At 32.7% G+C, this 23,884-nt stretch carries 29 protein-coding genes; 9 read left to right on the top strand and 20 right to left on the bottom strand.

The annotated features are described in order from the left end of the window. Positions 1 to 107: 107 nt before the first annotated feature. Positions 108 to 1,571, bottom strand: a complete 1,464-nt coding sequence (gene gabD, locus NOVO_01840) for a Succinate-semialdehyde dehydrogenase [NADP(+)] GabD (GenBank protein ID AIL64764.1) — start codon at positions 1,569 to 1,571, stop codon at positions 108 to 110. A gap of 163 nt (positions 1,572 to 1,734) precedes the next feature. Here gabD and NOVO_01835 point away from each other — a divergent pair, with 163 nt between their 5' ends. Continuing rightward, positions 1,735 to 2,097, top strand: a complete 363-nt coding sequence (locus NOVO_01835; protein AIL64763.1) for a hypothetical protein — start codon at positions 1,735 to 1,737, stop codon at positions 2,095 to 2,097. Between the two features lie 68 nt (positions 2,098 to 2,165). On the opposite strand, the gene ibpA is transcribed toward NOVO_01835, so the two are convergent. Then, positions 2,166 to 2,615 carry a 16 kDa heat shock protein A gene (gene ibpA, locus NOVO_01830; GenBank protein AIL64762.1) on the bottom strand — a complete coding sequence of 150 codons (450 nt, stop codon included), beginning with the start codon at positions 2,613 to 2,615 and terminating at the stop codon, positions 2,166 to 2,168. A 327-nt stretch (positions 2,616 to 2,942) separates the two neighbouring features. Here ibpA and cmk point away from each other — a divergent pair, with 327 nt between their 5' ends. The 5 genes from cmk (at position 2,943) to NOVO_01805 (ending at position 7,416) form a co-directional block, all read left to right on the top strand. After that, on the top strand, positions 2,943 to 3,596 hold the full coding sequence (gene cmk / locus NOVO_01825) for a Cytidylate kinase (GenBank protein ID AIL64761.1): 654 nt from the start codon (positions 2,943 to 2,945) through the stop codon (positions 3,594 to 3,596). Positions 3,597 to 3,693: 97 nt separating this feature from the next. After that, a complete protein-coding gene (gene rpsA, locus NOVO_01820; protein ID AIL64760.1) occupies positions 3,694 to 5,445 on the top strand; it encodes a Ribosomal protein S1 in 1,752 nt (583 codons plus the stop codon). A 513-nt stretch (positions 5,446 to 5,958) separates the two neighbouring features. Then, positions 5,959 to 6,501 carry a LemA family protein gene (locus NOVO_01815; GenBank protein ID AIL64759.1) on the top strand — a complete coding sequence of 181 codons (543 nt, stop codon included), beginning with the start codon at positions 5,959 to 5,961 and terminating at the stop codon, positions 6,499 to 6,501. A gap of 61 nt (positions 6,502 to 6,562) precedes the next feature. Beyond that, positions 6,563 to 6,955, top strand: a complete 393-nt coding sequence (locus NOVO_01810) for a Transposase (protein AIL64758.1) — start codon at positions 6,563 to 6,565, stop codon at positions 6,953 to 6,955. A gap of 152 nt (positions 6,956 to 7,107) precedes the next feature. After that, positions 7,108 to 7,416: a hypothetical protein gene (locus tag NOVO_01805; GenBank protein ID AIL64757.1), complete on the top strand. Its 309-nt coding sequence runs from the start codon at positions 7,108 to 7,110 to the stop codon at positions 7,414 to 7,416. A 4-nt stretch (positions 7,417 to 7,420) separates the two neighbouring features. On the opposite strand, the gene NOVO_01800 is transcribed toward NOVO_01805, so the two are convergent. The 3 genes from NOVO_01800 to NOVO_01790 all read right to left on the bottom strand — a co-directional run bounded on the left by NOVO_01800 (position 7,421) and on the right by NOVO_01790 (position 8,760). After that, positions 7,421 to 7,906, bottom strand: coding sequence for a hypothetical protein (locus tag NOVO_01800; protein ID AIL64756.1), 486 nt, complete (start codon positions 7,904 to 7,906; stop codon positions 7,421 to 7,423). Beyond that, positions 7,907 to 8,215: a hypothetical protein gene (locus NOVO_01795; protein ID AIL64755.1), complete on the bottom strand. Its 309-nt coding sequence runs from the start codon at positions 8,213 to 8,215 to the stop codon at positions 7,907 to 7,909. Positions 8,216 to 8,367: 152 nt separating this feature from the next. Beyond that, positions 8,368 to 8,760 carry a Transposase gene (locus NOVO_01790; protein AIL64754.1) on the bottom strand — a complete coding sequence of 131 codons (393 nt, stop codon included), beginning with the start codon at positions 8,758 to 8,760 and terminating at the stop codon, positions 8,368 to 8,370. Positions 8,761 to 9,044: 284 nt separating this feature from the next. On the opposite strand from NOVO_01790, the gene NOVO_01785 reads away from it, so the two are divergent. Next, positions 9,045 to 9,419: a Transposase, IS30 family gene (locus NOVO_01785; GenBank protein AIL64753.1), complete on the top strand. Its 375-nt coding sequence runs from the start codon at positions 9,045 to 9,047 to the stop codon at positions 9,417 to 9,419. A 176-nt stretch (positions 9,420 to 9,595) separates the two neighbouring features. Here the strand turns inward: NOVO_01785 and NOVO_01780 are convergent, their stop codons facing one another. The 8 genes from NOVO_01780 to NOVO_01745 form a co-directional block, all read right to left on the bottom strand. After that, a complete protein-coding gene (locus tag NOVO_01780; protein AIL64752.1) occupies positions 9,596 to 10,351 on the bottom strand; it encodes a Transposase in 756 nt (251 codons plus the stop codon). 95 nt (positions 10,352 to 10,446) lie between these two features. Next, positions 10,447 to 11,406, bottom strand: coding sequence for an Integrase core domain protein (locus NOVO_01775; protein AIL64751.1), 960 nt, complete (start codon positions 11,404 to 11,406; stop codon positions 10,447 to 10,449). Positions 11,407 to 11,430: 24 nt separating this feature from the next. Then, positions 11,431 to 11,952: a hypothetical protein gene (locus NOVO_01770; protein ID AIL64750.1), complete on the bottom strand. Its 522-nt coding sequence runs from the start codon at positions 11,950 to 11,952 to the stop codon at positions 11,431 to 11,433. 127 nt (positions 11,953 to 12,079) lie between these two features. Beyond that, complete coding sequence (locus tag NOVO_01765; GenBank protein ID AIL64749.1) at positions 12,080 to 13,336, bottom strand: conjugal transfer protein TrbI; 1,257 nt, start codon at positions 13,334 to 13,336, stop codon at positions 12,080 to 12,082. 10 nt (positions 13,337 to 13,346) lie between these two features. Beyond that, complete coding sequence (locus NOVO_01760) at positions 13,347 to 14,255, bottom strand: conjugal transfer protein TrbG (protein ID AIL64748.1); 909 nt, start codon at positions 14,253 to 14,255, stop codon at positions 13,347 to 13,349. A gap of 57 nt (positions 14,256 to 14,312) precedes the next feature. Then, on the bottom strand, positions 14,313 to 14,972 hold the full coding sequence (locus NOVO_01755) for a conjugal transfer protein TrbF (protein ID AIL64747.1): 660 nt from the start codon (positions 14,970 to 14,972) through the stop codon (positions 14,313 to 14,315). Positions 14,973 to 15,040: 68 nt separating this feature from the next. After that, the gene (locus tag NOVO_01750) at positions 15,041 to 16,408 is read right to left on the bottom strand and encodes a conjugal transfer protein TrbL (GenBank protein AIL64746.1); all 1,368 of its coding nucleotides are present in this window, start codon (positions 16,406 to 16,408) and stop codon (positions 15,041 to 15,043) included. A 113-nt stretch (positions 16,409 to 16,521) separates the two neighbouring features. After that, positions 16,522 to 16,893, bottom strand: a complete 372-nt coding sequence (locus NOVO_01745) for a hypothetical protein (protein ID AIL64745.1) — start codon at positions 16,891 to 16,893, stop codon at positions 16,522 to 16,524. A gap of 77 nt (positions 16,894 to 16,970) precedes the next feature. Between NOVO_01745 and NOVO_01740 the strand changes: the two genes are divergently transcribed. After that, on the top strand, positions 16,971 to 17,162 hold the full coding sequence (locus NOVO_01740) for a YcfA-like protein (protein ID AIL64744.1): 192 nt from the start codon (positions 16,971 to 16,973) through the stop codon (positions 17,160 to 17,162). Position 17,163: 1 nt separating this feature from the next. Next, a complete protein-coding gene (locus NOVO_01735) occupies positions 17,164 to 17,568 on the top strand; it encodes a hypothetical protein (protein AIL64743.1) in 405 nt (134 codons plus the stop codon). Positions 17,569 to 17,584: 16 nt separating this feature from the next. Here the strand turns inward: NOVO_01735 and virB4_1 are convergent, their stop codons facing one another. From virB4_1 to NOVO_01700, 7 genes are all read right to left on the bottom strand, one after another. Continuing rightward, entirely contained in the window at positions 17,585 to 20,050 is a 2,466-nt protein-coding gene (gene virB4_1 / locus NOVO_01730) for a Type IV secretion system protein virB4 (protein AIL64742.1), read from the bottom strand. A 67-nt stretch (positions 20,051 to 20,117) separates the two neighbouring features. Then, positions 20,118 to 20,441, bottom strand: coding sequence for a Conjugal transfer protein TrbD (locus NOVO_01725; protein AIL64741.1), 324 nt, complete (start codon positions 20,439 to 20,441; stop codon positions 20,118 to 20,120). Between the two features lie 130 nt (positions 20,442 to 20,571). After that, positions 20,572 to 20,883 (bottom strand): Conjugal transfer protein TrbC, encoded by a 312-nt coding sequence (locus NOVO_01720; protein ID AIL64740.1) that lies wholly within the window; start codon positions 20,881 to 20,883, stop codon positions 20,572 to 20,574. Between the two features lie 55 nt (positions 20,884 to 20,938). Continuing rightward, positions 20,939 to 21,901, bottom strand: a complete 963-nt coding sequence (locus NOVO_01715; protein ID AIL64739.1) for a Conjugative transfer protein TrbB — start codon at positions 21,899 to 21,901, stop codon at positions 20,939 to 20,941. Continuing rightward, positions 21,894 to 22,388: a hypothetical protein gene (locus NOVO_01710; GenBank protein AIL64738.1), complete on the bottom strand. Its 495-nt coding sequence runs from the start codon at positions 22,386 to 22,388 to the stop codon at positions 21,894 to 21,896. Before NOVO_01710 ends, NOVO_01715 begins: the two co-directional genes overlap by 8 nt. A 425-nt stretch (positions 22,389 to 22,813) precedes the next feature. Further along, the gene (locus NOVO_01705) at positions 22,814 to 23,374 is read right to left on the bottom strand and encodes a hypothetical protein (protein AIL64737.1); all 561 of its coding nucleotides are present in this window, start codon (positions 23,372 to 23,374) and stop codon (positions 22,814 to 22,816) included. Between the two features lie 41 nt (positions 23,375 to 23,415). Next, on the bottom strand, positions 23,416 to 23,880 hold the full coding sequence (locus tag NOVO_01700) for a hypothetical protein (protein AIL64736.1): 465 nt from the start codon (positions 23,878 to 23,880) through the stop codon (positions 23,416 to 23,418). Positions 23,881 to 23,884 lie beyond the last annotated feature (4 nt).

Genomic DNA, 23,884 nt, shown 5'->3' with positions numbered 1-23,884 from the left:
GTTATAATAATATTAACAACAGCAATACACTTATATACCTAATATTTATCTCTTTACACATATTTATTAAATCATTCAATATATATTATCCATATCTATTACATATTCTAGATATTGCCTACACAAATATATTTTATGTTTTGAAATTCTTTGATTCCCATATATGATCCTTCACGGCCAAATCCTGATTGCTTAATTCCTCCAAAAGGAGCCACTTCGTTAGAAATGGAAGTATTATTAATACCCACCATGCCATATTCTAAATTTTCAGTAATACGATACATACGAGAAATATCATTAGTATAAACATAAGCTGCTAAACCATAAATAGTATTATTAGCTCTTTTCACTACTTCTTCTTCAGAATTAAAACTATATAACACTGTGATAGGGCCAAAAATTTCTTCAACAAAACATTCCATCTCATCACTAGCATTCACAACTATAGTAGGCTCAAAAAAGTAGCCATGCCCCCGAATACGATTACCACCTAATACCACCTTACCACCTTTATTTATAGCATCGCCTAAAAGCCTTTCTACTTTTGATACAGCCTGGGCTGAAATAAGCGGACCCAATTTTACACCTTTCTCAAAGCCATTCCCTACTTTTAAGCTCTTTACATGCTCAACTAATAAGGCCAGTAACTTATCATATATTTTAGCATGCACAAACACACGATTAATACAGATACAAGTTTGACCATTAGCTCTATATTTTGAAGCAATAATGCCTTGAGCTGCTAATTTAAGATCAGCATCATCAAATACAATACAGGGCGCGTTACCACCTAGCTCCATTGACATACGTTTAATTGTAGAGGCACATTGACTAATCAATAACCTACCTATTTCTGTAGAACCAGTAAAGCTTAATTTACGAATTTTAGGATTAGTAGTTAATTCTGCTCCTATAGACTGAGGATGACCTGTAACAATATTAATTACCCCTTTTGGTATACCAGCTTCTTCTGCAAGCACAGCAAGCGCAAGTGCAGAAAAAGGGGTTTCCTCAGAAGGTTTCAAAATTATTGTACAGCCCGCAGCGAGTGCTGGAGCTACCTTTCTAGTAACCATACTAGATGGGAAATTCCAAGGCGTAATAGCAGCTACTACCCCTATTGGCTCTGTAGTTACCATAATTCTTTGCTTACTATTTGGAGCTGGAATAGTATCTCCATAAGTTCTTTTAGCTTCCTCAGCAAACCATTCTATAAAATTTGCTGCATATTCTATTTCCTGAATAGCTTCCTCTAGAGGCTTCCCCTGTTCAGCAGTCATTATCTTAGATAAATCATCTTTATGTATAATCACTAATTCATACCATTTACGTAAAATTTTTGCTCTTTCTTTAGCAGTATATTTTTTCCACTCCCTAAATGCTTCATGTGCCGCATTAATAGCAATTAATACATCATTATTATCCATACTCGGTACTATACCTATAATTTCACCACTTGCAGGATTAATCACAGGGACAGTCTCATTACTCATTGCAGAAACCCATTCACCGTTAATATAGGCTTTTTCCTTAAACAGGACTTTATAATTTAAAGAATTTAAAAAAGACATATAATTACCATCTAAAGCTAGTTTAATAAGTTATTCATATGACTCCAATTATATAAATAATTAAATTTATTATTTTTTCTTAATTAAGCACATAATAACGTTTGCAATCTTTATATAATAATCTAAAATACCTCCATTATATTAAAAAAATATTTATAAAATTATGCAACATTTAGCCCCTTTACCTACTTTTTTAGATTTTAATAATTGTTTAATAAAGATTGATTTAATATTAAAAGCATTTCACTATTATCATCTCACTCATCCAAAAAACAATCCACATGTAGAATGTTATTTAGAAAAATTTTCTTTACAAAACTCAATATGTAAAAATATTCTGCACCTTTTTAAAAATAAACCTGGAAATACCTTGACCGAAGATATGCTGATAAAAAATATAATATATGCTCATTCTAACAAATGGAAGATATATCTTGAAGATTATAGCTCATTTCAAGAAAAAGAGGAAAATGTAAGTTGTGTAGGAGAATCTAGCGATGAATATATAGACTATATACCATATTAACGCTATATGACAATAGGAAGCTTGCCATTAAAGAGCTAAGCTTCCTTAGAGTAATAAACTCTATATTATTATTTTTTACCAATTTTTGGTGTAACCCCTTTATTAATAGATATCTGCCTAGGTTTAACTTCTTCAGGAATTTCACGTATTAGTTCGATGGTTAATAATCCATCAACCATATTAGCATTTTCAACTCGCATATAATCTACTAGACTAAATTTTCTTTCAAATGCCCTAGTTGCAATACCTTTATATAAATAGGTGGTATCTTCCTGATTGTCACTACTTACATTACCTGAGACTGTAAGCAGGTTTTTCTGTACTGTAACATTAACGTCTTCTGGCTTAAATCCAGCAAGAGCCATAGTAATAAAATATTTATTATCATCAATTTTACCTATATTATAAGGAGGATAACCGTTACTGGTATCTTCCTTTAAACTTGTTTCTAAAAGATTATGTAAACGATCAAAACCTATGGATGAACGAAATAATGGTGAAAGATCAAAATTACGCATAATACCCTCTTAAGCAATATTAGTTAATAACTTATCCTATTTTACTAGGAAAATAAATCTAGAAAGAACCTAAAAGCATCCTTTCTTATAATAGATATAGGTATAGGGAGAAAATATTTCAAGATATTACTACTAAAATTTTATCATAATATTATATATAGGGAATTAATTTGAATTAAAGATAGGTTCAAATAGAGCAAGTGATAAAAAATTTAGTACATAAATTACAAAACTATAAATAGCTAAAATTACCTAACTAATATAATTATTGACAATTAACCCCAATATAAGTTACCTATATTTTTTGCTTTGTATAAATATTATTTTATGAATAAACCTTTCATTATTGCTATAGATGGCTTAGCGGCATCAGGTAAAGGTACTTTGGCTAAGCTTTTAGCCCAAGAACTAAACTTCCATTTTTTGCCTACTGGTAATATTTACCGCCTGATTGGCAAGCTTTTAATTAATTCCAAGACAGAGTTAAATGATATAAGCAGTATAATAAAAATTGCTCATACTCCTATAAAACTTTATGATTTACTTGATTATTCTTTAAACAATGAAAAAATTGCTAAAGTTGCTTCGAGAATTGCTACTATTCCAGAAGTACGAGAAATACTTACAAAATTTCAGCAAGAGTTTGCTGCGAATAATTATCCTGGAGTTGTCCTAGAAGGCAGAGATATTGGCACGGTTGTGTGTCCTAATGCCAATATAAAATTTTTCATTACAGCTAACTTAGAAGTACGTGCTAGGCGTAGATATCAAGAGTTACATAAAAATGAACCTAATCTTTTATATAGTGATATAATAAAAAATATGCAAGACCGTGATGAACGCGATAAGAATAGGGCTATTTCTCCCCTAATACCAGCACCAGACGCCATTATTATAGATAACAGTAATTTATCTATTGAGAATTCCTTAAAATATATATTGTCTTTTATACCACAAACTGTTAAATATACAAATATTTAATCATCTAATAATATTTACAATATTATTAGATATTTTGTTTAACCTTAAGAATAAATGGTACTATACCATTTGATATTTAATACTAGGGAAGTTTTTTATGGCAAATCACCACCGCAACGTTATAGGTAATGTTAACCTAGAGCAAGCAATTGCAGGATACTCAACTAAAGAAAGTTTTGAAGAACTTTTTAGCGCTTCTTTAAAAAATGAAAAAAAAGAAGGCACAGTAGTAAAAGGAGAAATTATATCTATTGAAAATGATTTAGTTACTATAGATATAGGCTTAAAAGCAGAAGGTCATATACCTATAAAAGAATTTACTTTAGCAGGTGAAGAAGATGATATTAAGGTAGGTGATGTAGTAGAAGTATTTTTAGAAAAATTAGAAAATCGTAGTGGTAAAACCATTATCAGTAGAGAAAAAGCTATTAGAGAAAAAGCATGGGCTGACCTAGAAAAAGCTTTAGATAAATCAGCAAGAGTAGAAGGTACTATTTCTGGTAAAGTCAAAGGAGGCTTTACTGTTGATATTAGCGGCGTACTAGCTTTCTTGCCAGGAAGCCAGGTAGACATTAGGCCAATTAAAGATATTTCTCATATGATGGGAGTTTTACAGTCTTTTCAAGTATTAAAAGTAGACAGAAAACAAGGTAATATAGTTGTATCACGTAGAGCTATTCTTGAAGAATCTAGATTAGAAGCTCGTAATGAACTTTTATCTAATATTAATGAAGGACAAGTATTAGAAGGTGTAGTCAAAAATATTACTGATTATGGTGCATTCATTGATTTAGGTAGTGTAGATGGTTTATTACATATTACTGATATTTCATGGAATCGTATTAGCCATCCTTCAGAAGTTTTAACTCATGGACAAGTTGTAAAAGTTCAAGTTATAAAATATAATCATGATACTAAACGTATTTCATTAGGCATGAAGCAGTTAGAAGGTAACCCTTGGCAAAATATAGAATCAAAATATCCAAAAGGCACAAAATCTTCAGGTAAAATTACCAATATTACTGATTATGGTGTGTTTGTAGAATTAGAAACTGGTATTGAAGGTTTAGTACATATATCTGAAATGAGCTGGTCTAAAAATAATGTTAACCCTAGAAAGATATATAGTGTAGGGCAGGAAATAGAATTTATTGTTTTAGATGTAGATATCAATAAACATAGAATTAGTCTTGGTATTAAGCAGTGTAGCAATAATCCGTGGGCTGATTTCGCAAACAATCATCCTGTAAATTCAATAGTTGAGGGTGAAGTAAAAAATATTGTAGACTTTGGTTTATTTATAGGATTTGACAACGACATCGATGGTTTAGTTTATATATCAGATTTATCATGGGATGAAGACAATGCTGATGAACTAAACAAATACCAAAAAGGTGATAAAGTATCAGCTGTAGTACTTGCAGTAGATCCTGATAAAGAACGTATTAGTTTAGGTATTAAACAATTAACAGCAAATCAATTTGCAGATAACCTTAAAGATATACAAAAAGGTGATATTATAACTTGTACCGTAACTAATATTCACGATGATGGTATAGATGTAACATTTAACGATGGAGTTACAAGCTTTATTAAAAAGTCTGATCTTGCAAGTGAAAAAGTTGAGCAACGCGTTGACCGTTTTGCAGTAGGTGATAGGGTTGATGCAAAAGTTGTATCGGTAGATAAAACAAACTGTAAAGTAAATTTATCTATAAAATCATTAGAAATCGAGGAACAAAAAAGAGCAATAGCTGAATATGGTTCAACAGATAGCGGAGCCAGCTTAGGCGATATATTAGGTGCTGCATTAAATAAAGCAGCAACTGAAGATAAAAAAGACAGCTAAAACTTAATCTATTTAAAAACATGTGGATATTAATTCCACATGTTTTTAGTATTTTATCTCACCTATTTAAAATATATTGTTTTTATAATCGACTATAGCAAAGACAATTTAAAAATAATACGAATCGTGAGGCGTGACGTAGAAATGCTACGTGATCAACGAACAACAAAGTAATATTTAAATTGCCGTAGCTATAGTAAAAACAGTTTAAGTTTGATACTAAGTGTATGAGAAGCAAGCCTACTAATTGCTTATACTACCGGACAAAAAAGTAAAGTAATGAGCAAGAAATGATGCAATAATAAAAAAAAGGAATATACCTTGGTCATACCCGTGAAAACGGGTATCTATAGCTTTTGAATTTGTAATAGGGACGTCGTCACTCTGTTAGCTTATGTATAGTAAAAAGCTTGGATTTTAATGCTAATATTATATAAATAAATTAATTAATAAATTTTTAATTTATATTTAGTACGATTAATTTTACTGAAAATATATCAAGTAAAATAAATTATGAAAGTTAATTATATAATAATTGCAGTCGCTGTTGTTGGGCTTTTTTGGACAGTCAGTATAGTAAATAAATTACCTACTCTTGATGAAAACGTTAATGCAGCCATATCTCAAATAGATAATGAATTGAAAAGACGTAATGATTTAATTCCCAATTTATTATCAGTGGTTAAAGGGTACGCAGTTCATGAAGAAGAAGTTTTTACTGAGGTTACTAATGCAAGAGCTAAAGCCATGCAAATTTCTTTCACCCCAGAATTGCTGAATGATCCTATAAAATTAAAAAAGTTTGAAGAAGCTCAAGCCCAATTAAGTTTTGGATTATCAAAATTAATGAACATCACTGAAAATTATCCAGATTTAAAATCAAATCAAAATTTTTTATCACTACAATCACAATTAGAGGGAACAGAAAATCGTATAGCAATAGCACGTAGAGATTATATTTTAACTATAAAAAACTATAATATAGCATTACGTACTTTTCCTAGCTCAATATTAGCAAAATTGATTTACCCTGATTTCAAACCTATAGTAAATTAAGTTGATAAAGACATGATATATGATATATTAAAAAGCTCATAAACCCAAAACAGTAGAAGCAATGGCATATTCCTTAGATTTACGTAAAAAAGTAATTCACTATGTTAATAAAGGTTATACCAGAGAAGAAGCTGCAAGAATTTTTGGCATAGGTGAAAGAACAATTTATAGATGGTTATCGAGATCGAAATCCGGGAATTTAGCAGCCACACGAGCAGCTAAGCCATGGAAGAAGCTTGATCCAATCAAATTATTAAACGAGGTGTCTAAAAACAGCAATTGGCTATTATCTGATTTTGCAAAGGTTTTTAATGTGTCTACAGCTGCTATCTGTTTGGCATTCAAGACTTTGGGGATCACACGAAAAAAAAGACCACACTCTATCGTGAACGGGATGAAGCAAAACGGCAATTATTTTTGGCAGCTATCGCAAACTATAAAGCGGAAGATATAGTTTATATTGATGAGAGTGGAATTGATAGCTATTTGTACTATTCTTGGGGATACAGTCTCAGAGGAAGTAAAGTTTATGGTGATATCTCAGGTAAAAAACATGATTGAGAAAGCTTTATTGCAGGTAAGGTTGGGAAGAAAATTATTGCGCCAATGTGTTTCAAGGGCACATGTAATACAGAAGTTTTTAACGAGTGGGTTAGTCAGTGTTTGGTGCCCGAACTAAGATTTGGTCAAGTTGTAATACTTGATAATGCAACGTTCCATAAGTCAGCTAGAACTAGGAATTTAATAGAAGATATAGGCTGTAAACTTTTATTCTTACCACCTTACTCTCCTGATCTCAACCCAATTGAAAAATATTGGGCTCATTTAAAAGCTAAAATCAAACCTATCATTACTAATTTTAATAACCTTAGCGATGCTATTGATTATGGCTTCTCTATGCCATTCTCAACTTAATTGACTATAAAGGTTCTGCTTGAAAACTATTTTTTATGTATTTTAAATAAATATGATCATCTTTGAGATAAATGCCAATTTGATCATCCGCAAGATTTAATTTCTTGGGCTGCATGTAACCAACAACTATTTCTTTACCAGTGGGCGAAGTTAATTTTCTGATTAAATCCAAATATTTATCAAATAATTCATCTTCCATTAGCATTTCTGGAACCTTGCAATGCATCGCAATATCCATAGCTATCAGCTCTTGTGAATCACGTTTATTCCGTAGTACAGCTATATCATCACCTGTTTCAAGATTAGCTATAACTTGCGCCGAACCTGCCTCACCCTTACGTGCTACGCGCCCAAAAGCCTGATCTTCAATACGTATACTTGATGGTAAATACGATAAAATAACATGTAAACCACCATGCTCAAGCACTTCTTTGCTCAGTTTTAGGTCCGTGCCTCTACCACCTAAATTGGTGGCGACAATTATAGTCAATTAAGTTGAGAATGGCATAGAGAAGCCATAATCAATAGCATCGCTAAGGTTATTAAAATTAGTAATGATAGGTTTGATTTTAGCTTTTAAATGAGCCCAATATTTTTCAATTGGGTTGAGATCAGGAGAGTAAGGTGGTAAGAATAAAAGTTTACAGCCTATATCTTCTATTAAATTCCTAGTTCTAGCTGACTTATGGAACGTTGCATTATCAAGTATTACAACTTGACCAAATCTTAGTTCGGGCACCAAACACTGACTAACCCACTCGTTAAAAACTTCTGTATTACATGTGCCCTTGAAACACATTGGCGCAATAATTTTCTTCCCAACCTTACCTGCAATAAAGCTTTCTCGATCATGTTTTTTACCTGAGATATCACCATAAACTTTACTTCCTCTGAGACTGTATCCCCAAGAATAGTACAAATAGCTATCAATTCCACTCTCATCAATATAAACTATATCTTCCGCTTTATAGTTTGCGATAGCTGCCAAAAATAATTGCCGTTTTGCTTCATCCCGTTCACGATAGAGTGTGGTCTTTTTTTTCGTGTGATCCCCAAAGTCTTGAATGCCAAACAGATAGCAGCTGTAGACACATTAAAAACCTTTGCAAAATCAGATAATAGCCAATTGCTGTTTTTAGACACCTCGTTTAATAATTTGATTGGATCAAGCTTCTTCCATGGCTTAGCTGCTCGTGTGGCTGCTAAATTCCCGGATTTCGATCTCGATAACCATCTATAAATTGTTCTTTCACCTATGCCAAAAATTCTTGCAGCTTCTTCTCTGGTATAACCTTTATTAACATAGTGAATTACTTTTTTACGTAAATCTAAGGAATATGCCATTGCTTCTACTGTTTTGGGTTTATGAGCTTTTTAATATATCATATATCATGTCTTTATCAACTTAATTTACTATATATCATATGACCTATTTGCGACTTAAAAATAATAGAAGGTTATGGTAAATTCTAATTAGAATTTACCATAGTAGAATACGTTTTGGTCATTGGTAAGGATATAGGATCCAATTTACTGGTAACAAAAAGAAAGTTGTAACAACATTGATTGAATGTAAATTTAGGGTAGTTCTTCTCATAAAAAATAATAGCAAGCATTCTAGAGGAATCATGAAAAGGATAAGTGATAAATTTTATAAATTGCCTCAAAAAATGTGTAAAATAATAACTTTTAATCAGGGTAGTGAATTTGCTGATTATAAATATTTAGAAAGTAAAATGCATTGCCAAGCCTATTATTGTGAAACACATTCGTCTTGGCAGAAAGGTATCAACGAAAATATGAATGGGCGGCTAAGAAGATATTTGCCAAGCGCTACTATTATCGACCACATAACTCAACAAGATCTTGATTTATTGGCTAATAAAATTAAGCTCTGCACAAGAAAATGTTTAGGGTATAAAATGTCTGAAGAAGTGTTTATACAGCAGTATAAAAGTGATGGTAGAATTATTTGGGCTGAATTTGATGCTATTGACGAATAAGTTGCGAAGGACTTGACCTATTCTTTCTTTATCTACCACGATAAAGGCGTCTTTTAAAGGAGTGAAATTAACTTGCAGCTGCTTGCCATTAATTGTAATATTTCAATAGAAGTGAGACAAATTATTTTGCCATTTTAAGACTCTAGGTGTACATCTAGGTTGTGTGCACTTAATATTTATCTCATCCATATAATCAAGGAAGCAAAAGCCAAGAATCCCATAAAAGAAGTAGCTTTCTTATCAAATCTTGCAAAAATTCTTCTAAAATGCTTTATTTTGCCAAAAAAACATTCTATTAAATGTCTTTCTTTGTATAAATCTTTGTCAAAATCTCGTAAAATCTTACGATTACGTCTTGGTAGAATAATAGCTTCACATTCCTGGTTTTCAATCTGTTCCAGTAATCTATTACTATCATAGGCCTTATCTGCTATAATATTACTGCCTTTAAATCCAGCTATCAACTCAGATGCTTGAGTGATATCATTCCTCTGTCCCCCAGTTAATCTGAATCTTAGAGCTTGTCCTAATCCATCGACTACTGCATGAATTTTAGTGGTAAAACCACCTTTGCTCCTGCCCAAACACTCTGCTTCTGCTGAATCTTTTTTATAACCAGCAGAACAAGGATGTGCTCGTATAATAGTAGAATCAATCATTATATTTTCTCCATCATAATCTCTGGTAAAATGGCTTAAAATATTGCTCCACAGATCTTTGGTACACCATGATTCATACCTCTTATGAATACTACGCCATTTGCCGTAATAACCTGGAAGTTCTCTCCATTGAGCACCTGTACGCATAATAAAATATACTGATTCTACAAATTTTCTGGTTACAAATTGATTTTTTATTCTGATGCCTTTGATAGTTTTTAAAGTTTGATAAATTGCTTTCCAATCTGATTTTTTTATGTAATAATTGCGCATGGTAATTCTCCTGTTTTGACAACGGAGATATTACCACCTATCCTTTATTTTTCAACCATCTTATACAGCTTTTTTTTTATTTAGGTGCACATGGCCTAGGTGTACGGTTTCAGTAGTTGATGGTTAGGATTAATTCTAAAATTATTAGCATTTTGTGTGTAACAAGTCAAGATCATTTCAAAAGGCGTTTTTCTAGCAATAGAAGAAAGCCTTTTAGCATAATTATAAGCCATAACAAAAGCTTGTAGATGACTATCTAACTCTTCTCTACTAGTATAATGATACTTCTTAGTAGTAGCTTCTTTTATAGTCCTATTCATTCTTTCTACTTGACCATTGGTACTTGGACTATAAGGCCTTGTTGTGCGATGCCTGATACCGTAATCTTTACATTTTAGATCAAATCTATGTCTTGCTTTAGGAGCTCTGTACCTGGCTAAACCATTGTAAGCAAATTGAACACCATTATCAGTTAATATGGTATGTATCTTAAAGGGACAGCTACTTACCAAGTTATCAAGAAAATTAACTGTAGTATCGCCATTGCTATTATTATGCAGCTCAACATAAGCAAATTTACTCACTCTACATATTGCCACAAATATGTAAAATTTTCCCTCACCAATTCTTACTTCTGTGATATCAAGATGCATAAATCCTATTTCATAAGCCTTAAATTTCTTCTTCTCTTTGATATTATCTTCTTTGGGTAAACAAGATAAACCGTACCGTTTAAGGCATCGGTAAAGATTTGAACGAGTTAAATAAGGTATTTCTTTAATAAGTGCATCAAAGCAATCATCCAAAGGTAATTGCGTAGACTTACGAAAAGCAATAATCAAAGCTTCATCTTCGGGCTTCAAAATAGTAGTTGCTTTTTTAGGAGCATTAGAGCGATCTTCTACTCCTTCTTCTTTTCTTTGACGCCATTTTATCACAGTTTTAGGGTTAATATTATATTGTTCACTTAATTCTTTGATCGTAGCTTGCGATCGCTGTAATTCTTTTCTAATTGCGTGCGTAGTCGTGGCGCAGCCATGTAATATTTGTCCCACAATTCCTCCAAATTAATTATATCCCTAGCTCTTACTTATATACTCTTTTTTTCTTCCATCAACCCTTGAAATTGTACACCTAGTATGCTCCTTTAAATCTAGCTTATCACCTAGTTCTGGGCTAATTATTATTTTCCAAAGCCTTGGATCTTCTGCTTTCTGCCAATTATCAAGAGTTTGACCGACATTTACTGCTAAACTATCTTGATTAAAGCCAGTTCCTTTTTCTCCTTTTGCTTGAGCATTTTCTCTTTGCAAATAACTTCCATGGGCTTTCCAGAGACCTTGTGTATGATTACTAGTATATTTTACAATTACTGTTGAGTTCTGCATCCGAGGAGTAAGACTAAGCGGCGAAGAGAGGCCTTTGCTATTTCCTTGATAAAAATTTCTTTTGCCTTTATTTTGCGCATTTTCAGAAAAGTTAGGTAATAAATCAGAAATCTTTTTTAATCCTTGATAAGCTACTTCAATATCATTAAGCTTAATTTTAGGAGAAACTGCTTCTATTTCATTATCATCGTTTTCTTCATCATCATACATCATCTTTACTCCTATCTTACTTTTTCTTTTTTTCTTTTTCTTTATTTTTTTATTTTGGCTTTTTTACTTTTTTCTTCTTCTATTTACTCTAATTTTTCTCCTTCCTCTCTTTTCTCTTCTTCTGCTATTTCTAATAACTTCCCGGGAAAACCATATCTTTAGTGACCATGACATTAAATTTATAGCCTGGCCTTATTTCCAGTGTTGGTTGGATATTTAAGTTTTTCTGCAGCATGTTATTAGCAGTAGCACTTAGACTAGCTCCAAGAGTTGAGGCCATTATCTGTCCTGGTGTCATACTGGTATTGTTAGAAGTAGTAACCTCGGGCTGAGTCATCATTGCTCCTGCTCCAATTAAACTCATTAAGATGCTACTGCCAAAAGTTCTAAAGTAATGATTATCTATTTGGTCTTTAAAGCCAGCATAGCCTGCAAGGTCACTTCCTGGCATTGCTTTTAAATCCATACTTGAGCCACCTGGAAAGATTAATCTATGCCAGGCAATCAAAACTCTTTCTTGACCATAAGCAATTTGGCTATCATAAAATCCAATCAGTTTAGTGCCTTGAGGAATCAGTAAAAACTCTCCTCTAGCTGTGTCATAAACATTCTCCCTTACTTGCGCAATAATTTGACCTGGTAAATCAGAATTGATGCCGCCAATCATGATAGCGGGAATGATATTACCTGCCTTGACTTCATAATGAGATAGTGGCTCTTTTTGTACAGCATTTAAGTAATGATCCTCATTACTATTTGCTGCTTCTTTTAAAAATCTTTCTTTACGAAACTGTTGACCTGGATCATCTTTAGCATTTTGATCTTCTATTTTTTGAGTATTATTAGTTTCTGTATTAGATATATTGGAATTAAATGGTATCTGAGTTGGCAGCTTATCATTTACTCTACTATGCATAGAAAATTGCTCATAACTGGTAGCTGCGCTTCTTGCTTTTAATTCATCCTCAAGTTGTTTTTCTTGTTTTTTTTCCTTTAGTTTTGTAAGTAATTCTTTTTCTCTTGTAGCTTCTACTTTAACATCACTATGAGCATTATTTACTACAGATTTAGAAACCTTATCTAGCAAATTATTATATTGACTTTGTACTTCCTCTGTCCTTACAGAAGGCATATAAATGTTATTCGGAATATCCTTATTAAAAACTTTGGCAATTTCACTTGCTGCTTCTAATTTGGTATGCTCCGCTTTACTTACCACAGCTTCATGCTTCTGGTGAACTTTAGTAATACCATAAGCAAAGATAGCAATGATTAAAGTAAATGCTAATATAAGAGCTATTTTAACATTCTTACTAATTCTAACTATTCCTGCTGGCTTACCTTTAATTTCTAATTTTTCTAACTTATAAGGTGATTTTATAGTCATAAAACTGCTCTTAATTACAGTTAAAGAAGCAAGATTTTTTTACTTGAATAGTTACCACTTCTTTGCCTTTACCTGTGCCAAGTATAAGCTGTGCTCTATCAAATAATCGATCAACTACGTAATAACCACTTTTCATGCGGTAATTGACTAGTTGTGATTCTCCATTTTTTCCTATCACCATTAAGATTGGTGCTTCATTCGCTCCTAATTTAGGACTCATTTGAAGATAAACATGCTTACCATCATTAAATACTCTAATTGGCCTGATATGACTTTTATTACTTCCTTTAATCTCATAATTAAAATCAAGTTCAGCTACGGTAAGGGCTGGAAACTCTGCTATTCTATTTTGTTCATCTTCTTCTTTAAGTTTATTATGAAGCTCCCAGCTTTGCACTAAATCATGAGGATAGTAAAAGCTAAGCCTGGTAATATAACCTGTTTTCTGCGACCTTAAATAGAGGTAATAGGTACGTTTATCAGTAGTTACTACCATATTAGTGCTAATATTCTCATCCGTTGGTTTAATGATGACATGAGGAGTAATATCAGATCCTGCACCAGAATTTGCAGGCGATAATATCCAGTGCACTTGATCACCTATGGCAACATTTAAAATCTTTTCTCCTGCTTCAAGTTCTATATCACAGATATGAAGTGGTGAGCAGGTGATAGTAGGAGATGATTCACCATAAGGATATTTAATTATCCCATTATTTGTTTTAATCGGCTTTGCCACTCCTGATCTTTGCCAAGCTTTAGTCGCTATAATTTCAGAATTACCATTTATGTTGCTTATATTACTTATGTTACTTGGTTCAATGTCTGGCACCACTTTTTTAGTTGTTTCAGCAAAACTTAGAGAAGTAGTAAGTAAGAAGCATAAAAAAGGCAAAACAATGACATTAGGTAACTTCATGGTCAAAACTCCTTTAGGGGATATATATTTAAAATTTATGGGTATGTATGACTATTTTTATAGTTGTTTAGTCCAGCTAAGCTCGGTGATAAATAATCCAAGTGGATTCATTAAGATATCTTCTTCCTGGTTAGGTGCACTAAATTCTATCGATAAAGCTGCTTTCCATTTACTACTACTTATGAGATTACCATGTAAATCTCTTGTTAATTCTTGCCATTCAATTTGCCAGCTCTTATCACTTACTTGTAATATTGAACTTATTTCTACTGCTTGAGTCACATTTCTAGCAAGCTCAAAAGGATTATGATGATTGATATATTCCTGAACAAACAGGCTAGCACTTTTTCCTTTAGGCAAATAAGCATATATTTTCTCTAAAGCTTTCTTTTGGACAATATTATCAGCTGAGATTGATCTTGCTTTTTCAATAAAACTAGCTAGTTCTGATTTAATGATCTTATGATCTGGAGTTTTATATGCTAAAGCCTGTTCTACTGCCTCTATTTTACCAAGCTTATCGACTTGGACGATATAAGGTATGATTTTGTTTTTAGTAATTGATATAGCAAGAATTACAGCAATACTACTAACAACTAAAGTGCTAATCCGCCAGTTTTTAGCTTGCACTATATAATCTCCATATCGCTCTACCCATTCTCTTCTAGCTTCCACATAAGGATTTGGTTCGTGATTATCTGTATTATCTGTATTCATATTATTTCTTCTCCTTCTTATCTTTTTTATTCTTCTTATTCTTCTACTCTTCTATTCTTCTACTCTTCTTAACTTTCAGTATGGTTTAACTTAATATGAGGTGGCATAGTATGAGCATTATCATGAGGAGTAGAGTTTCGATTAGCATTGCTAGCTATATTCTTTAAAGCTTGCTCTAGACTTGGCGGCAGATGTTTTACATTATTATTAATACTATTTGCTGCGATATTTTCTTCTGCATTTTGCATTCTATTACCGAGAATAGAGCTCATACGTCCCCCTTTAGTTTTGCCTAAATCGTAATCAAAGCCTCCTTTACTATCTTCTAAACTCGAAGAAGTAAAATGCTTTACTGCACTCCCAACTTGTCCTAAATGATCAGCTATACCATTCCCACTGTTAGTTGCTTTAGCAAGCCTTTCTAAACCTGCTACTTGCCAGGCAGAACTTGCTGCTTTACTCAAGCCTATACCACTTTTAGCTGCTCCAACTCCAAAAGCACCACTCTTAGCTGCGCTACTTACCATCATATTAGCAGAACTCGCTATCGTTGAAGCAGCAGAACCAGCTGTCATATTAGGTGCTCCAGATAACATACTTGCTGCCATAGATGGAATCTGCCATACTAAAAACATATAAACCAGGCTAGATCCCATAATAGATAAAACACTATTTACGTTAATAGGCTCTAAATTCTCTGGCCAGTTTACTACTTGGTTTTGCCCTATACCTATCAGCAAATAAAGAATAAAAAGCTTAACTCCAATAGCAAAAGCATAGGAGATATATTTACTTGTAAAATCAGTAGTCCATCTAGACCCTCCAAAGCCAAGAAAGATTATTCCGCCGCTAATTACGATATAAGATTCAATAATGGCAATGAGTAACTGCGAAGCAATTACCGCAAAAGAAAAGATAATGATAATACTTGCAACTAAGGCTGTACCTCCTGTGGCTATAGTATCCATTAAGCCGCTAAAATGTAATTTACTAAGCATTACTAAACTGGTTTTAAGTCCTGTATCAAGTACGGCTGATGGGCTTAAATCGCTAACTCCTCCTGCAAGCTGTCCTGCCTCAATAAAGCTATCAACTATTGCTGGAATCCAGCTATTTGCATTTAAAAGCAAGGCATAGAAAAATCCTATACTCATTATTTTCTTAATTAAACTACTAGTGAAAGAAGTAAACTCATCCCTCTCCAGTACCCAAATAATAGAACACCAAGCTATTTCAATAGCAGCAAGTAAAGCAAAGAGTTTCTGGCCTAAATTAAATAAAGGAGCAAACCAATTAATACTTGCTTGTTGATAGTTATCCAGAATATTATCTAAGATACCACTCTCAATTTCTGCTGCATAACTGCTATTATTCAGCAATAATGCAATGATTATGATTGTTAGGAACCAAACTTTAGATATGATAACATTTTTCATTTAAAATTATCCACTAGGAGTATAAGTAGTGAGAATGAGGAGAATACATTAGTACATGACCGAATTCGAATCCCGAAATACGACAACGTGGAAATTTAAATGAAATATTGTTATTATTTACTGCCACCTTTAAACCCTCTATATTTCTTATTTTGAGTAGACTCTGGCACAGTAAAGAAAAGATCTGCTGCCGCTTTTTTAGAGTTATTTTCTTGTTCTATTCTAGCTAGGTAATTATTCTGAGCCTGCATATGGCTCATTTGTAGCTGCCTTAGTTTTCGAAGTTGCTGAACATGTTCAATTGCAATCATATGACCTACTTGTATACCTTGCATTCTACCTTGCGTACTACTCGACATTTGCTGTAACTTATTAATCAAACTATCTTCAGTAGCTCCACCAACATTTTGATAGTAGTTATTGTTAATAGTTGTTTCATCATCTCCTCCTGCAATAACAAGTATCGGAAAAATGATTATTATCATAAATAATATCTTGAACATTTATGGTATAAAATATATATTAAAGTTGCAGAGTGTGTATAAAATAAGTATAATAAAAAATGGAAAGTAGAGAATTAATAAAAATAATAAAAGAGGATGGCTGGATACATGTCAGAACTGTAGGAAGCCACATGCAATTTAAACACCCTACGAAAAGCGGCATTGTAACCATACCTCATCCTAAAAAAGACCTACCTTCTGGTACATTAAATAGCGTTTTAAAGCAAGCTAAGCTTAAAAAAGGTAAATAATATGATTAATTATATAGCGTTAATAAGAAAAGAACCAAAATCCGATTATGGAGTTGATTTTCCTGATTTACCAGGTTGCATAACTGCTGCTAGCACTTTAGATAAAGCTAGAGAATTAGCACATGAAGCACTAAAAGTCCATCTCGAATTAATGCTAGAAAATGGTGAAATATTACCTGAGCCTAGCTCTTTAGAAAAAATTATGTCATTTTCTGAAAATAAAGATAGTGTAGCAATTTTAGTCTCTGCACCTTTAAAATCTAAAGTTGTTCGTTTCAATGCCACAATTGATCAAGATCTTCTTCATGCCATCGATCATAAAGCTCAAACCCTTGGTAAAAGTAGGTCATCATTTTTAGCCGACGCAGCAAGAATCGCTTTGAAAAACGATAATGCTCATTACTAAAACTAGCGTAGCTATTTTAACCGCGTCCAAATTTTTGCCCATTCTGTAAGTTTTTATATTTTAGCCACTCGATTTGCCAATCTTTTTGGTATTTTTCCTGTAGTAATTTGGATATTTTGATTTCTTCTTTGCTGTTTGTTGCAATAAAAGCTTTAACTAAGGGGCCAAGTTTTAATTCAAATAAGCGTCTACCATAAGGTGATAGATAGTAATAATGCTTCTTAGGTATTGAATATTTGATCAACTCAATCTGTCTATCATTTAAGCCAATTTTCCTATATTCCTCTTTAATAAACTCATTATTTGCTTCCATATTTGGGAGTAATATTTTAGTTTGACATGATTCATAAATAACTTCTCTAATTGGACTATTTGCAATATCAGATATTGACTGCGTTGCAAATATAACTGCAACATTATTCTTTCTCATCACTTTGAGCCACTCTCTGATTTTATCTCTAAACATTGGATGAGAGATAAATAACCATGCTTCATCCAGAATAAGTAAAGTTGGAGCGCCATCTAAATTTTTTTCTATCTTGTGAAACAAATAAGTTAAAACTGGAACTACACTTTTTGCTCCTAAATTCATTAAATGTTCCATCTCAAACACTTGAAATCTCTTGTGAAAGCTTTTTTGGAATTTATTTTTATTATTTAAACCATCAATATCTGCATCAAGTAACATGCCCATACTTCCAGCCAAACTATAGGGTAATAATGCTTCTCTAATTTCTATAGCTTGCACCGTATTAATAAAGTCACTCATTGTTTTACTAGGGCTGGTACTTAGTAATTCTATAGCCTCATGAATTTTTTGGCGAATATTAGGAGTAATAGTAATGTCTTGCATAATAAGTAAAGTTTCTATCCAGTCTTTTGCCCAAAATCTTTCACTCATCTGATCAATATTTGCTAAAGGACAAAAGGTAAGAGCAGAATTTTCACCTAGAATGTCAAATACTTCTCCGCCAGAAGCTTTAGCAATAATATAAGCACTATAACCTTTATCAAAGCAAAATACCTTGGCATCCTGATATCTAAAATGCTGAGCCATCATAAAGGAGAGTAAAGTAGATTTACCAGCTCCTGTTGGACCGAGTATCAGGGTATGTCCAACATCACCAACGTGAAGTGATACTCTAAAAGGCGAATTACCAGTAGTTGTACTATAAAATAAGGGCGGAGAGTTTTTTGGATAAAAAGGACAGGGATGATAAGCAAGTCCTGGCCATACTGAAGTTAAAGGCAATAAATCAGCTAAATTGATAGTATGAATCATGGATTTTCGAATATTTTGATAGCCATGACCTGGCAGGGAACCCAAATAGCTTTCAACACTATTTACAGTCTCAATACGAGCTGCAAAGCCTAAGTTACGTATTGTTTTGGCTACTAGCTCTACAGCTGATTCTAGCAATTCTAGATTTTCATTCATTAAAATAATACTGCTCGTATAATCACCAAACTTCACCATATTACTTGCTAATTCACTCATGGCATTTTCTGCATCATCTGCCATAGCTACAGCATCATAGTCAATAGCAGAACTAGTTGTATTTAGGATTTGATCTTTAAAGCTTCTGATTTTTTGCTTCCATCTTTTTCGAGTAGTATTAATAAGAGATTTAGCTTCCTCATTATCAAAAAAGATAAATCTACTATTCCACCTAAAGGGAGTTGCAATATAATTTAAGCTACTTAATACTGAAGGATAAGATTCCATAGGCAGCCCTTCTATAGAAACTATTCTAAGATGCGTATTACCAATTTGGGGATAATTTCCGCCAGTAAAATCTTGGTTACCTATTAAAGAGTCTAAATACATACCGCTAATCGGTAAATTTAGTTTATGGAATCTACCAGTTACACAATAATTTAAAAACTCAAGTAATTGATTACCACCATCCTGATGATTAGCAGAATTATTTTTCATCCTGGTAAGAGAGTTATTAAAAACATAAGCTAAAGATAACTCTAATTCCCTAATTATCTTCTTAAACCAAATAAGAGTTTTATCTCCTTCTTTCTCCTCTGCTTGATTACCATCAACTTCATAAAGAAAATCTCCTATTTTCTCCTTGGCTTTAAAGGCTTGCGTATAAGTTATAGTTAGTGCATATAAAGACTCAAAATTGTTATTTTCAGACTTATATTGTTGTTCTCTTTCATAATCAATTAATAAGCTAGTTGCGTCTTGAAAATAAGCCTTAGCTAAATCAGGATAATTAGGGGCAGATTGCCGAATACAGTCAATTTGCATCATAAATCCTTGCTCAAGCCTCATTAAAGCTAAGTTTAACCTTGCAGATAAGCTTTCTAGCTCTCCAGTTGAACTTGATTCCATATCAGAACCATAAAAATACCAACTAGCTATCAAAGATCCATCTTTGCCTTGAATGATTCCATCATCAATATAAACAGCATAATTTAAGAGATCAGCAAGGCCAATAGCCTTATCTCTCCATTCTTTGAGATACATATATAACCTTAATTACCAATTAAATTTAATAAAAGCTTGATTGTTAGTAAAAGCTTTATTGATGAACTTAATTAAAACGAATATTAATGATCGCATCATATCTACCTTTAGCAGGATAATAACTCTTATATTTACAGGAGCGAAGATAAACCTTACTAATTAAAGGATCACTCCTTGCCATGTTTCTTAACAAGAAAATTTCTATTAACCAAAGCATAGCTCCGATGATAACTCCCATCATAAAACTCATGCCAAGAGAAATTATAAGACCAATTATGAATGAACTTAAAGCACTCATGAGTACCAAACTTCTTTCTCCCCCAAGTAGCATTTGAGTTCGAGTTAGAGATTTATGAATAATTATTTTGCGCAAAGCATCGCGAGTGTTCATTGTAATCCCATCTGCTGTTTTTAATTAACCACTAGGAGAACAAGTGGTGAGAATGAGGAGCGTACCTTAGTACGTGACCGAATTCGAATCCTAAAGTGCGACAACGTGGGAATAGAAACAGGAAATGGGATCAGATTAGTGCTCCACTCACACTAAACAAGGTAGTAATAATACTAGCGCTAGATACAAGTACCGAAATAGCAAGCACTAACATCAGTATTCTTCTAGTAAAACCACTTATTTCTTCACCCCAGACTAAAGCTATGCCAGATACACACATAGCCATAATTGCAACTGTCATAGCAACAGGACCAGTTAAACTCTCTTGCAGGGTTTTAAGTGGTGCTTCCCAAGGAAGACCTGCTCCTCCAGTATAGGCATAAACTCTATTACTTAAGCTAAACAAAAATGTTAGAATTAAGAATGAAATTCTCTTATACATTAATTTTCTCCTTTTCAGGTGATTGATATGAATTTGGAATTAAATAAGTTTAATATTAGATAATTTCTAGCCTATACTGGTTATGCTTATAAGCTTTGACTTTTACAATCTCCCTTACTTTTCTCCAAGGAAACATATTAATACGTTCTATAAAAATAACCATCTTGATAGTTTCAGCTATAATTTCCGGGATAGGTTTAATTCCAGCTTCCTTGATTAATTGCTCTAGCCTGATTAAGCCGGAATAAGCAGAATTTGCATGGATGGTAGAAATACCTCCAGGGTGTCCGGTATTCCATGCTTTGATTAAAGAATTTGCTTCACTACCTCTGATTTCTCCTATGATGATCCTACAAGGTCTAAGTCTAAGAGTAGTACGTAGGACTTTAGTAATATCAATATCTTCTATCGTTCTAAGCTCCAGGCTATTTAGAGATGAACATTTTAATTCTACCGTATCTTCAATAATTATTATTCTATCCTGAGGAGTAATTATAGACATCTCATATAGCAATGTATTAACTAAAGTAGTTTTACCTGAACCAGTTCCTCCAACTACTAAAATATTCTCTTTTTGTTTGATAGCTTCTTTTATACTCTGAGCTTGGCTTGAAGTAATAATTCCATTTTCTATATAATTTGTTAAAGTAAAAACTATCTTAGGCCTTTTACGTATAGTAAAGCTAGGACTGACACTTATTGGTGAAATAATCCCCGTAAATCTACTGCCATCAAAAGGTAAGGTTGTTTCTAAAATAGGAGAGTTATAGTTAATTACTGTACCTTTCATTGCGGCTATTGTGCCAAGTAAATTCTCTGCCTGGTGTTTACTAATAACTATACCGCTATCAATCATACCTTGCTCTAAATAATCATACCAAACTTTACCATCAGGGTTTAACATAATCTCAATGATATCATTACTATAAAGAGCATCCATAATCTCAGGCCCAAGTTCACGTTTTAGCTTGTCTTGAAGCCTAGCAATTAGTTCTTCTTGAAAAAAGATGTTATTCATTCCTTTCAGTTTCTAAATCTTGCAAAATACGTGCTTTGATATTACGGGCAATATTAGCTTTGTTATCACTTATCGTCTTTACTACCCTTGTGATAAATCTTTCATAACGTTCCTCGGAGCTTTTAATTCGCTCTAGTTGCATTGCTGCTGGAACAGAAGGAGTATGATTTAGATAAAGCTGAAGATAATGATCAATGATAACACTTAGCATTTGGATTTCAGTTTTAATCTCTTCTATAACTTCTAAATTATTGACCAAAACTTTAGCAATTCTACTTTCCATATTAGCTAAATGCGTATGAATTATCGAACCTTCAGGTAATTTTCCTTCCTTAATAAGTTCCGATTCATTTTTTAGTTTAATATATTCCATAGCATAACTTTTTAAAATCTTGGACATAGGAACAGAAGCTTTGCTAGCTTCTTCTTGAATAGCCTTAAGAGTTTCTCCTGTTAAATTCACTTTAGTAGAACTAGCTATGATCATTAAATAAAAATTCTCCTCTATAAACTAAGTAAATCTGCGACATATACACTAAAAAACTGCACTAGAGGAGATCTTCTTTATCTTGCCTTCGGAGCGTACTATACCCTGAGTACTTAATCTCCTGTCCATTTTATTATTTCTGCTGCCTGCAAAATGTAAAGCGCAAGCAGCATTTATCATGTTTGCCATAGAGCAAATGAACATAGGATTGAACCAGTAGATAGCAGAACATTGATTAAATCGGAAATTCATTTTTAGATATCGTTATCTTACAAAATAGAAAATCAAAAAAACTTGAATAAATTTGCAATCAATATAAATTTTTGAATATTAAATTTGAATATTTAGGAAGTGTTTAGATAGATTTATCAACTTTATCTAAACACCTTACTTTGGGATTTTATCGTTGTCAATAACAATTATTTCTATTTTGGAAAAATATTATAATATTTGGCTAAAACATCCAAAGCTTTCTTTAACTCATATACACCAATATTTACATAATCAGGATTAACTTGCTTTAAATCCTTTAAATAACCATCGTCAAGTACCATATATTGCACTATAGCACTATAAGGAGCATTATTACCTAAACTCCTTTCTTGCTCCTCAAATTTTCTAACCTTAGCCATTGCTTGTTCATATCTCTCTCTTGAATCTAAAAAGCAATAACCAAGCATTGAAGGCTGATAATTCGATTTTTGGGTGATCGGATCAATAACAACTTTTGCTTTGACTGATACTACTGTATTTGCTTTAAAGTAATCTCTTTGCAGAATTTGTACTGCATGAAACTGATAAGCTTCAATTTGAGATCTTTTATATAATCTTTCCACAGGAGTTTGATTAGTAACTCTTGCTTGCTTATATCCACCTTCGATATCGATATATTCTACTTCACCTTTCTCTTGTAATTCTTTGGTGCCATAATCTGAATATCTAGCGGCAACTGGTGGTTTGCTATATTTAACTTTAGTTTTTTTCATCATTCTTTCCTTTTATTTTTTAATTTCTACTTTCTGCTTTTTTACTGATTTGCTTGTAATTCTTTAATCATTGCTTCAACTTCCTTTTGTATGGTTTTAATGAGCAATCTATTATCATCAAAATCTAGATCTTGTTCCTTTTCAGCTTTAGCTAACAAGATTTTGATTTGGACTAATTGCCACTTTCTAGCTACCCATTTTTCACGAATAGGCGCCAGTAACTCAGCAATCTTAGGAAAGAAACTATTTAGAGAGTTTTGACGATACTGCAGGCAGATAGCAGACAAGATATCAAACGGATATATGCCTAGATCTTCCAAATAGTCGTTTAGTAATATTTGCACCTGATTGCTTGCTAAATTTGTAAGCGGATAATGTAATCTCAGCTTAGAAAGCAAAGCTAATATCTGGCGATGAGTTGCTGATTTCAAATGCTCAGCTAAAATTCTTTCCGCTACCACTAGCTCTTGGTATAAAAACGAAGTTCTAGCTATTTTAGGAACCATATTT

It is taken from the genome of Rickettsiales bacterium Ac37b (genome assembly GCA_000746585.2).
In the GTDB taxonomy this organism is placed as follows: domain Bacteria; phylum Pseudomonadota; class Alphaproteobacteria; order Rickettsiales; family Arcanibacteraceae; genus Ac37b.
The sequence above is the reverse complement of the archived record's forward strand: the minus strand, read 5'-3'. Positions and strand labels throughout refer to the sequence as shown.